At 68.7% G+C, this 13,127-nt stretch carries 13 protein-coding genes and 1 pseudogene; 6 read left to right on the top strand and 8 right to left on the bottom strand.

The features are described 5' to 3' along the window. Positions 1-77: 77 nt before the first annotated feature. From A5663_RS23035 to A5663_RS13105, 3 genes and pseudogenes are all read right to left on the bottom strand, one after another. A pseudogene (locus A5663_RS23035) lies at positions 78-182 on the bottom strand (histidine phosphatase family protein); the annotation flags it as partial. 207 nt (positions 183-389) lie between these two features. Next, entirely contained in the window at positions 390-740 is a 351-nt protein-coding gene (locus A5663_RS13110; RefSeq protein ID WP_068149334.1) for a metallopeptidase family protein, read from the bottom strand. A gap of 4 nt (positions 741-744) precedes the next feature. Then, on the bottom strand, positions 745-2,178 hold the full coding sequence (locus A5663_RS13105; RefSeq protein ID WP_068149332.1) for a septum formation family protein: 1,434 nt from the start codon (positions 2,176-2,178) through the stop codon (positions 745-747). 93 nt (positions 2,179-2,271) lie between these two features. Between A5663_RS13105 and serS the strand changes: the two genes are divergently transcribed. Genes serS through A5663_RS13090 form a run of 3 tightly spaced genes read left to right on the top strand, consistent with a single transcriptional unit; the run spans position 2,272 to position 5,304 of the window. Beyond that, positions 2,272-3,531 (top strand): serine--tRNA ligase, encoded by a 1,260-nt coding sequence (gene serS / locus A5663_RS13100; protein WP_068149329.1) that lies wholly within the window; start codon positions 2,272-2,274, stop codon positions 3,529-3,531. 50 nt (positions 3,532-3,581) lie between these two features. After that, positions 3,582-4,730, top strand: coding sequence for a zinc-dependent alcohol dehydrogenase (locus A5663_RS13095; RefSeq protein ID WP_068149327.1), 1,149 nt, complete (start codon positions 3,582-3,584; stop codon positions 4,728-4,730). A gap of 10 nt (positions 4,731-4,740) precedes the next feature. Beyond that, positions 4,741-5,304 carry a hypothetical protein gene (locus tag A5663_RS13090; protein ID WP_068149324.1) on the top strand — a complete coding sequence of 188 codons (564 nt, stop codon included), beginning with the start codon at positions 4,741-4,743 and terminating at the stop codon, positions 5,302-5,304. Here the strand turns inward: A5663_RS13090 and A5663_RS13085 are convergent. From A5663_RS13085 to A5663_RS13075, 3 genes are read right to left on the bottom strand one after another with little or no spacing between them, the layout of a single operon-like run. Then, positions 5,301-5,639 carry a hypothetical protein gene (locus A5663_RS13085; protein ID WP_068149322.1) on the bottom strand — a complete coding sequence of 113 codons (339 nt, stop codon included), beginning with the start codon at positions 5,637-5,639 and terminating at the stop codon, positions 5,301-5,303. The genes A5663_RS13090 and A5663_RS13085 overlap by 4 nt on opposite strands. Continuing rightward, positions 5,636-7,186: an MBL fold metallo-hydrolase gene (locus tag A5663_RS13080; RefSeq protein WP_068149319.1), complete on the bottom strand. Its 1,551-nt coding sequence runs from the start codon at positions 7,184-7,186 to the stop codon at positions 5,636-5,638. Before A5663_RS13080 ends, A5663_RS13085 begins: the two co-directional genes overlap by 4 nt. Positions 7,187-7,223: 37 nt before the next feature. After that, entirely contained in the window at positions 7,224-7,919 is a 696-nt protein-coding gene (locus tag A5663_RS13075) for a phosphotransferase (RefSeq protein ID WP_068149316.1), read from the bottom strand. An 18-nt stretch (positions 7,920-7,937) separates the two neighbouring features. Between A5663_RS13075 and A5663_RS13070 the strand changes: the two genes are divergently transcribed. From A5663_RS13070 to A5663_RS13060, 3 genes are read left to right on the top strand one after another with little or no spacing between them, the layout of a single operon-like run. Then, positions 7,938-8,714, top strand: coding sequence for a 1-acyl-sn-glycerol-3-phosphate acyltransferase (locus A5663_RS13070; protein ID WP_068149314.1), 777 nt, complete (start codon positions 7,938-7,940; stop codon positions 8,712-8,714). Between the two features lie 5 nt (positions 8,715-8,719). Next, positions 8,720-9,484 (top strand): 1-acyl-sn-glycerol-3-phosphate acyltransferase, encoded by a 765-nt coding sequence (locus tag A5663_RS13065; protein ID WP_068149312.1) that lies wholly within the window; start codon positions 8,720-8,722, stop codon positions 9,482-9,484. Between the two features lie 19 nt (positions 9,485-9,503). Continuing rightward, positions 9,504-10,319: a Cof-type HAD-IIB family hydrolase gene (locus tag A5663_RS13060; protein WP_068149311.1), complete on the top strand. Its 816-nt coding sequence runs from the start codon at positions 9,504-9,506 to the stop codon at positions 10,317-10,319. Between the two features lie 7 nt (positions 10,320-10,326). On the opposite strand, the gene A5663_RS13055 is transcribed toward A5663_RS13060, so the two are convergent. Both A5663_RS13055 and A5663_RS13050 read right to left on the bottom strand, forming a co-directional pair. After that, positions 10,327-11,880, bottom strand: a complete 1,554-nt coding sequence (locus tag A5663_RS13055; RefSeq protein ID WP_082974110.1) for an LGFP repeat-containing protein — start codon at positions 11,878-11,880, stop codon at positions 10,327-10,329. 196 nt (positions 11,881-12,076) lie between these two features. After that, positions 12,077-13,000, bottom strand: a complete 924-nt coding sequence (locus A5663_RS13050) for a hypothetical protein (protein WP_068149308.1) — start codon at positions 12,998-13,000, stop codon at positions 12,077-12,079. Positions 13,001-13,127: the final 127 nt, after the last annotated feature.

The raw sequence follows: 13,127 nt of genomic DNA, 5'->3' as shown, positions 1-13,127 counted from the left end.
ACTGTGTGACCCCCGAGGTGGTGCACACGTTCGTGCTGGACTGCGAGGCGATCGGCTGTGTTTGCGCGGTCGAGCTGTCAGCCCATCGGGTCGGCTGACTGCAGGGCGTCTTCGACCGGGTGCACGTCGGGCTCGGGATAGAACGGCGGCGTCATCGTCCCCCACTGCACGCAGCTCGACCGCGCAAACACAGCCGATCGCCTCGCAGTCCAGCACGAACGTGTGCACCACCTCGGGGGTCACACAGTCCGGTTCGGTGCATTCCACCCGGTACGCCGTGTGGTGGATGAGGGTGCCGTGGCAGTGCTCGAGGCCTGCCACACAGTCTCGGCACGCGGTCATGGCACCTTGATAGCACTGCGGGGTGACAATGCGTGGTTGCCGCGCTGTCAAGCCCAGCCGAGTTCGTGAAGGCGCTCGTCGTCGATGCCGAAATGGTGTGCGATCTCGTGGATCACGGTGATCGCCACTTCGTCGACGACCTCGTCCTCGCTGCCGCAGCTGTCCAGCAGCGCCTCACGGTAGATCGTGATCTTGTCGGGCAGCGAGCCCGCGTACCAGGAATCGCGTTCGGTCAGTGCGACGCCCTCGTACAGGCCCAGCAGGTCGGGTTCCTCGTCGTTGCGGGGCTCGACCAGCACGACGACGTTGTCCAACGCGTCGGCCAGCTTCGGCGGGATCAGGTCCAGCGCCTCGGACACCAGTTCGTCGAACCGTTGCGAACTCATCCGCACGGGCACGTGGCTACGGCGCCGGCGGCACGGGCCCGGGTGCCGGCGCCGGGGCCGGGGCCGGCGCGGGTGGCGGCGGCAGGAGGAACGGCGGGGGAGCGGCCGGCGCAGGTGGCGGCGGCGCGGCCGGACCCGGCGGCGCGCCGGGCGCGGGCGGCGGTCCGTTGAGGAACGTGTTGCCGGGGCCAGGTTCCGGGCTGGCCGGCGTGGCGGACTCGCCGGTGTTCGCCGACTGCTGTGGCCCGTGCGTCGACTGCTGGCTGCTGTCGCTGTTGGAATTGCTGTTGCTACTGCTGTTGCTGCTCGAGGACTGGTCGCTCGTGCTCTGCGAACCGGTGCCGGTGTCGTCCTGGGGCATCGGGATCGGCGGGAAGTTGAGCCGCTCCTCGGGGATGTCGGGTGGCGGCACCGGCGGCTGACCGTTGATCATCAGCGGACCCTTGGCGCTGTTGAGCAGCGTCGACCAACCCCCGTTGCCGAGGGTCGCGCCGATGCTGCACGACACCTGATGGCTGCCTGCCGACCAACTCGGCAGCGAGACGGTGCTGTAGATCAGCGTCAGCGTGGTGCTGCGCAACTGGATCGGGGCCAGGTACGCGTCGGTCATCCGCGTGCAGGCGTCCTTGATGAAGTTGTCCTGTTCGGGCTCGGGCGGCAAGCCGCCGGGAAACTTGTCGGCCAGGTTGACCGCGCCGGTGACCTCCATGGCGTGCGGGGCCGCACAGTCGACGGGAATGTCGGTCGGCTGGTTGGTGGTCGGGTCGATGCCCAGGCAGGTGCCTGCGGGCCAGACCTTGGACTGGTCGATGTCGGCGACCTTGCCCGTGAACGTCAACTGCTGATTGTTGGGGCCGGGCAACTGCAGCCCGCACAGCACGCGGCGCTCGCCCGACTGACGCCAGGCCTTGTCGCCCGACCACAGCATGCTGACGGTGAACCGGCTGTTCGGATCGAAATGCTCGCCGAGGTACTGCTTCACGCCCGTGGCGCACTGTTCCTGGCTGATCTGCTGGATGCGGGCACTCGACGGCGGCGCCGCATCGGGCCCGTATTCACTGCCCGGGAAGGTCCGCATGTCCACCGACTCGGCGACCTCGAACCGGTGCTCGGCCTTGCAGTCGACGATCTCGGCGGCGTCGGGCGTGCGCTCCGGCCAGTTGAGGCAGTCACCCGCCTTGGCGTGTTCGAACGTCGCGTTGCCGCGCGGCCCCAGCGAGATCGTGCTGGCGGTCAGCCCGTTGGCTCCCTCGCTCTGCGGCAGCGCGGTGATGAAACCGGCGATGAGCAGCCCGCCCAGAGCCGTGAGGAGCAGGGCGCGGCGGGTCGGCGTGGCGTGCAGACTCTGCCACCACGCCGCGCGTCGCGACGGTTGTGTGTCGTCTTGGTGCAGATCAGCCTGCTCTTCGGCGGCGATCGGACGACCGGGTGCCTCCAACATCTGCTCCATTGTGACAGGCGTGTCAGGCGCTGTGACAACTGTTGCAGTTGTAAAGTTACGCGGTTGTGCTGGGCCGGTGGGCCGACCAGTAGGGTTGCGCCCGTGATCGACCTCAAGTTGCTGCGGGACAACCCGGATGCGGTTCGCGCCTCGCAACGCGCCCGCGGAGAAGACCCGAGCCTCGTCGACGCGCTGCTCGAGGCCGACGCCTCGCGCCGGGCCGCGGTTTCGGCCGCGGACAACCTGCGCGCCGAACAGAAGGCCGCGAGCAAGTTGGTCGGCAAGGCCGCGCCCGACGAGCGGCCCGCGCTGCTCGACCAGGCCAAGCAACTCGCCGAGAAGGTCAAGGCCGCCGAGGCCGATCAGGCCGACGCCGCCCGTGCGTTCACCTCGGCCCACATGGCGCTGTCCAACGTGATCGTCGACGGCGTGCCCGCCGGCGGCGAGGACGACTTCGTGGTGCTGGATACCGTCGGTGAGCCGCCCCGCATCGACGATCCGAAGGACCACGTCGAACTCGGCGAGTCTCTGAAGCTGATCGACCTGGAACGGGGCGCCAAGGTCGCCGGAGCGCGCTTCTATTTCCTCACCGGAGCCGGCGCGCTGCTGCAGCTGGGCCTGCTCCAGTTGGCGGCCCGCCTCGCCACGGAGAACGGTTTCACGCTGATGATCCCCCCGGTGCTCGTGCGCCCGGAGATCATGGCCGGCACCGGCTTTCTCGGCGCCCACAGCGAAGAGGTGTACCGGGTCGAGGCGGACGACCTGTATCTCGTCGGCACGTCCGAGGTGCCGTTGGCCGGCTACCACGCCGACGAGATCCTCGACCTGTCCGCCGGCCCGATGCGGTACGCCGGGTGGTCGTCGTGTTTCCGCCGTGAGGCGGGCAGTCACGGCAAGGACACCCGCGGCATCATCCGGGTGCACCAGTTCGACAAGGTCGAGGGCTTCGTCTACTGCAAGCCAGAGGACGCCGAGGCCGAGCACGACCGGCTACTGGGCTGGCAGCGCGAGATGTTGGCCGCCATCGAGGTGCCGTACCGCGTCATCGACGTCGCCGCGGGCGACCTCGGGTCTTCTGCGGCGCGCAAATTCGATTGCGAGGCATGGGTTCCCACGCAACAGGCGTACCGCGAGCTGACCTCGACGTCGAACTGCACGACGTTTCAGGCGCGGCGGCTGGCGGTGCGCTACCGCGACGAGAACGGACGGCCGCAGGCCGCGGCCACGCTCAACGGCACGTTGGCGACGACACGGTGGCTGGTGGCGATCCTGGAGAACCACCAGCAGCCCGACGGCAGCGTGCGGGTCCCGGCTGCACTGGTGCCCTTCGTCGGTACGGACCTGCTGACACCGGCCGGGTAGCCCGCCGGATTCGCATGTTTCGCCCGGTTGGGCCCGGGTAGCAATGGCCCATGAGAGCGATGGTCTACCGCGGCCCGTACAAGATCCGGGTGGAAGAAAAAGACGTTCCGCCGATCGAGCACCCCAACGACGCGATCGTGCGCGTGACGCTCGCGGCGATCTGTGGGTCGGACCTGCACCTGTACCACGGCATGATGCCCGACACGCGGGTCGGCATGACCTTCGGCCACGAGTTCATCGGCATCGTCGAACAGGTCGGCCCGTCGGTGCGGAACCTCAAGCCGGGCGATCGCGTCATGGTGCCGTTCAACGTCTACTGCGGATCGTGCTACTTCTGCGCCCGGGGGCTGTACTCGAACTGTCACAACGTCAATCCGAACGCGACTGCCGTCGGCGGAATCTACGGGTACTCGCACACATGTGGTGGCTACGACGGCGGCCAGGCGGAATTCGTCCGGGTGCCGTTCGCCGACGTCGGCCCGGCGATCATCCCGGACTGGATGGCCGACGAGGACGCGCTGATGTGCACCGACGCCTTGGCGACCGGCTACTTCGGCGCACAGCTCGGTGACATCGTCGAGGGCGACGTGGTGGCGGTGTTCGGTGCCGGGCCGATCGGCCTGTACGCCGCGCAGTCCGCGTGGCTGATGGGGGCGGGACGGGTGATCGTCATCGACCACTTGGAGTACCGCCTCGAGAAGGCCCGCACGCTGGCCCACGCAGAGACGCGGAACTTCGCCGAGTACGACGACATCGTCGTCGAAATGAAGAAGGCCACCGGGTATCTCGGCGCCGACGTGGCCATCGATGCCGTCGGCGCCGAGGCCGACGGGAACCTGCTGCAGCACATCACCGCCGCCAAACTCAAGCTGCAGGGCGGGTCACCGGTCGCACTCAACTGGGCGATCGACTCGGTCCGCAAAGGCGGGACCGTTTCGGTGATGGGTGCCTACGGCCCGATGTTCAGCGCGGTGAAATTCGGCGACGCCATGAACAAGGGGCTCACCCTGCGCATGAACCAGTGCCCGGTGAAACGCCAATGGCCCCGGCTGTTTTCACATATCCAGAACGGCTATCTCAAGCCCAGCGAGATCATCACCCACCGCATTCCGCTCGAGCACATCGCCGAGGGGTACCACATCTTCTCCGCCAAGCTCGACGACTGCATCAAGCCGGTCATCGTGCCCACCGCCGCCTGACAGGAGCGTCATGCCCTACACCGCCGCCCATCCTCCCGTCCCCACCTCCGACGAGCTGCGCGCCCGCATCCCCGGATGGGGTGTGGATCTCGATCCGGCCGACCGCCCTTCGGTGCCGAAGCTGAAGCCGGTCGAGACCGGGGCGCGCTGGGACTTCCCCGAACGCCAACCCGAGAACTGGCCCAGGGAGCGCTCGATCGAGCACAAGTTCCTGACACCGGTGTTCGGCACGTCGACGCCGCCGCGAGGACTGTCGGGCATGATCCGGCGCTACTCCTACCGCAATTACAGCGAAGGCCGCGCCGCGCACTGGCTGCTGCTGATCCTGGCCGACCGCGTCGACGCGGTCGAGCACCACCTGGGCGCGCTGCTGAGCCTGCGCCCGGACAACCCGGTCACCGAAACGGGAGTCAGGACTGAGCTCGAATACGACGGTCTCGCTGCGAGGCTCAAGAGCAGGCGTGCCGACACCAACCACATGTGGCTCGATCCGCTCATCGTGGCCGGGCCGTGGGTCGCGACGGCCGGCGCCGGGGTGCTGGCGGCGCGACGACTGCGCCGCGGCCGACGTTAGTCGGCCAGCAGTTCGTCGAGCTTGGCCAGGAACTCCTTGGGCCGCTGAGGGGTGAACGCCGGCTTGGGCCGCGCACCGGTCACGTCGAGCGTCACTAGCGTGGACTTGATCGGCCGCCACACATCCAACGGCATCCACCGGCGAAAATCCGAACTACCCCAGATGCGGAACCGCTCGGTGAACAGTCCGAGCGCTTCGGCCCGGTAGCCGCGGATCGCCCGCAGCGGGATTATCTTCGACGTGCCCGACGGAAAATGGTAGCGGCGCAACGTGATCGCCTCACGGTCGAGCTGGATGAGCCCGTCGTCGTAATACTGCTCCGGCGCGGCGCTCACAGCTTCTCGCTGCGCAGTTCGTGCCCCTTGGTGGTCAGGCAACGGCCGTTCTGCAGATTCCACTGCCACCCGTGCAGATTGCAGGTCAGCGTCGAGCCTTCGACCACACCGAACTTCGACAGGTCGGCCTTGAGGTGCGGACACCGTCGCTGAATCTCCCAGCCGTCCAGCGTGATCGACGATGAGTCGTCATGCGCTTCGGCGAACCAGCCGTCGGCGTACGCGATGCGCTCGTCGGTCAGGCATTTGAAGAACGTGTACAGGTACTCGTTGTAACCACCGACGCGCCAGGCGCGGAAGCGGGTGGACAGGAAGATGGTGTTGACCCAGTCCGGTTCGTCGTCGCGTAGCACGGTGCGCACCAACTCCGGGGCGATCGCGAAGCCGTAGCGGAACTTCTCGTCTGGGATCGGTTCCCGGACAACGCGTTTCGGGAAGTCGAGAACCACTGTCTCCGGCCCGATCCGCAACTCGACCGGGTAGCCGATGCCGTCGCAGATCTGGTCGCTCTGGATCATGATCGGCTCGAAGGCGGTGCGCAGAGGTTCCAGCAGCGGCTCGCCCGCCGCAGGGGCCCAGTTCGCCTTCTCCGCGGCCAGCACGGGGGCCATCCGCTCGGCGTACTCGGCGATGTAGTCGGCCTTGCCGGTCGTGAAGATCGACTCGACCTGCTCCTCGGGCAGCGGGTGTGTCAGCGAATCCAATTGTGAGCCGGTGAAAGTCGCAGTCGATCCCGGAATCATCAGCAGCCCGCCGTCATGGCCGTGCGTGCGCAGCTGATCAAGGAACACCGCTTGGTCGGGGAAGATGTTGGCCGGATCGCCGTGGTCGTCGTTGAGGTCGCGCAGTTCCGGATCGAGGAAGCACGGCGGCCCTGCCGACGGCACCACCCAGGTGGCGCCGACCTGTGCGATGTACTGGCGGCAGCGGTCCATCTGCCGCTGGCGCTTCTGGATGCCGAACGCTTCCTTGGCGCGGGCGGGCATGTCGTAGACCATCGGGTACCAGATGGCGCCCGAATACTGCAGCATGTGCACGTCGACGTGGCCGAAGTCGGCGTGCACCACGTCGAGATCGACCGGGCGCGCGTCGTTCATGTTGAACACGGTGGTCGTGCCGTCGGACACCACCAGGCCCGAGTCGCCGATCGGGCCGTCGGCTGGGGCACGCAACGCGATGATCATCACCGTCAGATCGCCCTTGGGGCCGCTGACGGTGTGGCTGACCGAATCCGTCGTCTCGAAGAAGCGGTGAAAGCCCAGCTTCTCCAGCTCGCGGCGCAGATCGGGCACCGGGTAGTCCGGCAGCAGCACCACCGCGTCCTTGTTGACGTGCCGGCGCAGCAGCTTCGGGTCGAAGTGGTCGCGGTGCAGGTGCGAGACGTACAGGTAGTCGCAGTCGCCGAGCGCGTCCCAGTCCAGGGTGCTGTTGTCGGGGAAGGGGAACCACGAGGCGAAGTACGCCGGGTTGACCCAGGGGTCGCACAAGATGCTGCCAGCCGTGGTGTCGATGCGGAAACCCGCATGCCCGACGCTCGTGACCTGCACAAATACCCTTTCGATGAGGTGCGGACTCCGGTCGAGTCTAGCCCGCCGACGGCCCCTCCTCGTCCCACGCGCGTCGGTAGTAGGCGATGCGGTCGACGTCGGCGGTGACGCCGTAGGCATCGAGGAGGAGCTCCTGGAAACCGCCCGGACCGTCGGTCGGGAAGTTCCAGTCCAGCGACATCGTGGCGATGGCCAGGTCGGCCCATCGGTCGGCGACCCCCAGGTCGCCCAAGTCGACGTGGCCGCTGAACGAGCCGCCGTCGTCGAGCAGGGTATTGGGCGAACAGGCGTCGCCGTGACATACCACCAGGCGGTCGGCGGGCGGGGCGTCCGCGGGCACCCATGACGGCGCACCGAATGGACAGCCCTCGACCGGCAGCGAGCCGTGCAACCGGCGCAGTCCGGCTCCGATGGCTCGTGCCGCGGTGGCCGGCTCGTCGGTCCAGCGCGGGTCGACCGCCGAGCGTCCGGCCAGCCGTGCGGTGTGCAGCCAGCCCGGGCCGGCCGTCAGCACTTCGGGCACCGGGGTGTAGTGCCGGGCCCAGCGCAGTCTGGGCACCTCCGCGGCCAACAGGTGTGCCGTGGCCGCGGTGTGAACCTTGACGAATTCTGCGCCGCCGACCTCGAACGTGACTCCGCCCAGTTCGTTGACCCACACCGCGCGCACCGGCCTGCCGTCGGCGATCTGCGCGACGACCGCCGGAATCGGCACGGGTTCGTCGGGAACGGTCACGCGACTAGGCTGCCTGATGTGGAACCTGCATACGGCACCGTCATCCAACTGGCGCGGCTGGCGTGGCGCGTCCAGGGGCTGAAGTTCACCGTCACGGGCGTGGAGAACCTGCCGGCCACGGGCGGCGCGGTCGTCGCGATCAACCACACCAGCTATTTCGACTTCACCTTCGCCGGCTTGCCCGCCTACCGGCAGCGGCTCGGGCGCAAGGTCCGCTTCATGGCGAAGAAAGAGGTCTTCGACCACAAGGTCACCGGACCGATCATGCGCAGCCTGCGCCACATCGAGGTGGACCGCGAGAGCGGCGCGGGATCGTTCGACGAAGCGTGCCGGAACCTCAAACAAGGTGAGCTGGTCGGCGTCTACCCGGAGGCGACCATCAGCCGCAGCTTCGAGATCAAGGAGTTCAAGTCCGGCGCCGCGCGGATGGCCATCGCCGCAGACGTGCCGATCGTGCCGCACATCGTGTGGGGTGCGCAGCGGATCTGGACCAAGGGGCACCCGAAGAACATGTGGCGGCCCAAGGTGCCGATCTCGGTCGCGGTCGGCGAACCGATCGAGCCGACCCTGCCGGCGGTGGAGCTGACCGCGCTGCTGCACTCCCGGATGCAGCACCTGCTCGAGCAGGTGCAGGACGCCTACGGCCCGCATCCTGCCGGTGAGTTCTGGGTCCCGCACCGGCTGGGTGGGGGAGCGCCGACGCTGGCCGAGGCCAACCGGATGGACGCCGAGGAGGCAGCCGAGAAGGCCGCGCGGCGCGCGCAGCGCCCCGACCCGAGTGGAGCACCGGGGTAGCGCAGATGGAGCCCGTCTTCTACACGCTCGAAAGACTGGTCAAGGCGGCGGTCAGGGTCAACGGGATCCGAATCACCTACCACGGTCTGGAGAACATTCCGGCGCGTGGCGGTGCGGTGGTGGCGATCAACCACACCAGCTATGTGGACTGGTTGCCCGCGGCGCTGGCCGCGTACTACCGCGGGCGGCGGCTGCGGTTCATGATCAAAGAAGAGATGCAGCGGGTGAAGGTGGTCAACTTCCTGATCAGCCGCACGGGCACGATCCCGGTGGATCGGGACGCCGGCGCCGGTGCCTACGCCGTGGCGGTGGAACGGCTGCGGGCGGGTGAGCTGGTGGCGGTCTACCCCGAGGCCACGATCAGCCGCAGCTTCGAGCTCAAGGAGTTCAAGACCGGTGCCGCGCGCATGGCCCGCGAAGCCGGTGTGCCGATCGTTCCCCTCATCGTGTGGGGAGCGCAGCGGCTCTGGACGAAAGACCATCCGCGGCGCCTCTGGGGCCGACGAGGAGGCGGCAAGATGCCGATCACCGTCGAGGTGGGCAGACCCCTGCAGGCTGGAGACTCGACGGAGCAGACGTCGCAGCGCCTGCGCGCGGCGATGACCGGACTGCTGGACAGCGCGCAGCGCGACTATCCCCGTCCGCCGCGGGCGTTCTGGCTGCCGCGCCGGCTCGGCGGGGGCGCGCCGTCGGTCGACGAAGCGCGGGCACTCGACGAGGCGGAGCTGGCCGAGCGGGCGCGCATGCGGGCAGCCAGGAGTCGGCGGTGACCCCGGAAATGACTCGGAAATGACCCTGCCTCGGCTCATCGCCTCGGACGTCGACGGCACGTTGCTCGACGACGGCGAGAGGATCACACCGCGCACCCGGGCCGTCATCGCCGCCGCGCGAGCGGCCGGGACGCACTTCGTGCTGGCGACCGGGCGGCCACCGCGGTGGGTCGAGCCGGTGGTCGACGAGTTGGGTTTCGCCCCGATGGCGGTGTGCGCCAACGGTGCGGTGATCTACGACGCGGCCACGGACCGCATCGTGTCGGCGCGCACGCTGAGCACCGAGATGCTCGGTGAGCTCGCCGACATCGCGACACGGGTGATCCCCGGCGCCGGCCTGGCCGTCGAGCGGGTGGGCCGCAGCGCCCACGACGCCGCGACCCCGCAGTTCGTGAGCTCTCCCGGCTACGAACACGCATGGCTCAACCCGGACAACACCGAAGTGTCTCTCGACGACCTGCTCAGCGCGCCCGCTGTCAAGCTGCTGATCCGCAAGTCCGGTGCGCGCAGCGCCGACATGGCCGCAGCGTTGGCCGAACACGTTGGCGCACAAGGGGACATCACATACTCCACCAACAACGGTCTGGTGGAGATCATGCCGGCGGGCATCAGCAAGGCCACCGGTGTGGAGGAGCTGACCCGTCCGCTCGGCATCGCCGCCGAGGAAGTCGTCACCTTCGGCGACATGCCCAACGACGTGCCGATGCTCGACTGGGCCGGGCTGGGGGTGGCCATGGGCCATGCGCACCCGGAAGCGTTGGCCGCGGCCGACGAGGTCACCTCGACCAACAACGACGACGGTGTCGCGCGCGTCCTCGAGCGGTGGTGGATGTAGCGCCGGCTCAGGTGCTGATCGGCGGGGTGAACCGCTCGAGTTGCACGGGTGCGGCGTCATCGGCCGGCTTGGGCAGCTCGACCGGTATACCGTCGAAAACCCTTGTCACAGTGCCCTTTTCCCGGTCGAAGTTCAGGGTTCCGTGCTGGAAGTTCTGCACGACCCACTGCGGCTCGTGGATTTCTGCGCTGGTGGGCAGTCCCAGCGCCCCGCGTTCGAAGCCGAGGGCGCCCCACGCCTTGTAGATCTCGCCGGTGACCGGTTCTGCGCCGCTCTGCGGTGACCAGTAGACGGCGCCGTGTTCGAAGGTCACGTAGCGGGTGCCGCCCTCGCCGGACGCCTCCAGCGACGTCGGCCTGCCCAGCGGGCTGTTCATCGCCCCCATCGCCTGCCACCGGGCGAAAATCGCTCCCCCGCGCAGTGATTCGGCCAGATCGTCCGGACCCGGTGGGTGGTTGAACCGCGCGGCGATGTCGCGGATGTGGTCCATCAACGCATACGCGGCGTTACCGGGGCACTCCGTCGCTCCGACGTCGCGGTGGGTGAAGATCGTCGGCAAGGTCGGCGTCGCACCGGTTGGGAACTTCGAGAACGGGCCGCCCGAGGAGGCCAGCACCACCGTGCCGCGTGGGTCGACGTGGTCGAGTCCGAGGCGCCATCCCAGCAGCCGGGCCGTCGTGCGCAACTGGATCGGCGTCGGCGGCACCGCCTCGAAGTTGCCCATCATCGCCACACCCCAGGTGTCGCGGTTGAAGCCGCCGGTGTGCGCGCCCTCGACGGGTTTGGTCATGCCGCCGGCGCGGCCTTCGAAGACCTGCCCGTACTTGTCGACCAGCGCGTTGTATGCGATGTCGCACCAACCCAGCGTGCGGGTGTGGTACTCGTAGACCGAGCGCACGATGCCCGCGGAGTCCTCGGGCGCGTATTCGTTGCTACCTGCGGTGTGGTGCACCACGCCTGCGCGAATTCCCAAGTCGTACTGCGGGTTTCCGCAACGCATCGATTCGTCGGCGCCCCACTGCGACCGGCTGATGATGTTCGGCGGTACGCCGGGCGCGTTGACCGCCGACGGGGGCGGCAAAGTGTCCACCGGCGGCGTCTGTGGCGGGCTGATCAGCACGGCGTTGAGGTTCTGCCCGATCGGCTGCTCCACGCTGGCCGGGACATACCCCAGACCGGATGCCGGGGGGCGCGCCGGCTCAGAGGTCTTGGCCGCATCGGGCGGCCGGGTCACCGCGATCTGCACGGTGGTGGTGCGGCCGACGAACACCGGCTCGGTGCCGAGTGGGCCGGCGCCAGGTGTCTGAGGGCCGACACCTTCGAGTGGCTCGGCGTCGTACCACGGACCCCACGTCCCGTCGGCCTTGCGGGCGCGCACCCGGGCCGTCGTCCCGGCGAAGTCGTCGGCGGTGAGTGCGACCAACGAGAACGGCGTGTCCTGATGAACCTCGCGGATCGTCTCGCCACCGCCGACGCCGGTCAACGGTTGCTGCGCCAGCTGCGGGGCATCCGGCGTGGCCGCCCGGTCGTCGCACTCACCCGGAACGCCGTAGATCGCCATCGGCAGCACCACGACCGTCGCCGCGAGCGCGGTGAAGATCAATGACGACGCTGGACGGCGAGGCGGCACGGCCTGATGTTACGTATGTGCAAGTTGTTACCTGTGGTGCGACACGGCCGCGGCGGGCGGCAAAATCGGCAGCACGCCGGCACCGCAGAGCCTCAGTGGCTTCTGCGGTGCCGTTCGGTGACAGGTCTCAGGGCGTCACGGGCGGGGCGGGAACGGCGGCAACGGCGGCCGGAGCGGCGGCGGCCGGCGGCTTCACCGCGGACATGATCGCCGGCATCACCATGCCTTTGAGCAGGTCGATCGCCTGTCCCGCACCGAGCTGATCGGCCATGCCGGACAGCTCGCCGATGATGCCTCCGTTGTTGGCGGGGGCGGCCGCGGGCACCGCGGCCAGCGAGGGGTCACCGAGGATCGGATAGGTTCCGGCGGCCGGGTCGAGCCCGATGGGAGCCGCGATCGGCACCTCGCCGGGCGCGGGCAAGCCCGAGGTGGCCGAGATCGGCGTCGTCCCCAGTGCCGGGTTGGTCAGCGCCGCCGGCGTCGACAGGCCCGGTGTCGTCAGGGCGCTCGGATCAGCGGCTGGTGTGCTGAGTGACGGGCTGGTCAGCGCGGGGTTGGTCAGCGCTGGATCGGTCAGGGACGGCCCGGTCGCGGTGACCGAGGGCACCGTCGCACTCGGCGCGGTCAGCCCCGGAGTGGTGAGACCAGGCGTGGTGAGACCGGGCGTCGTCAGGCCGGGGGTGGTCAGCTCCGGTGTGCTCAGCCCCGGGGTGGTCAGCGACGGCGAGCTGAGGCTGGGAGACGTGAGGCTGGGAGACGTGAGGCCGGGCGAGGTGAGCGTGGTCGTCGTGCCCGGCCCCGACCCCGTCAGCATTCCGGTGGGCATCGGTGGCAGGTTGATGCCGAACTGCGAGAGGCCCTGGGACAGGGCCGACATCAGCTCGTTGGGCAGATCGGTGATCATCGCCGCCTGGACGAACTCGCGGTGCGTCGCCGGCTGGGCGCTTTCCGACAGCTCGGTCACGGCGACTACTGCGGCGGGACTCGCGACTGCCAGGGCCAGGACTGCGCTCGTGGCTGTCGACAGCCTGCGTCGACGTCGGTTCGGCACGGAAGTCTCCTCAATACATGGGCTACGGCGGTTAGCGGGTCTGCGCTGCCGGGTCGGGCCCGACGTGAACGACGGTACTGATGTGACTGGTGGGACGAAAGTGACGATATGGAATCGTGAGCCGATC

Origin of the sequence: Mycobacterium sp. E740 (assembly GCF_001672895.1) — a bacterium.
GTDB lineage: Bacteria > Actinomycetota > Actinomycetes > Mycobacteriales > Mycobacteriaceae > Mycobacterium.
This window is presented reverse-complemented; position numbering and strand designations above follow the sequence as displayed.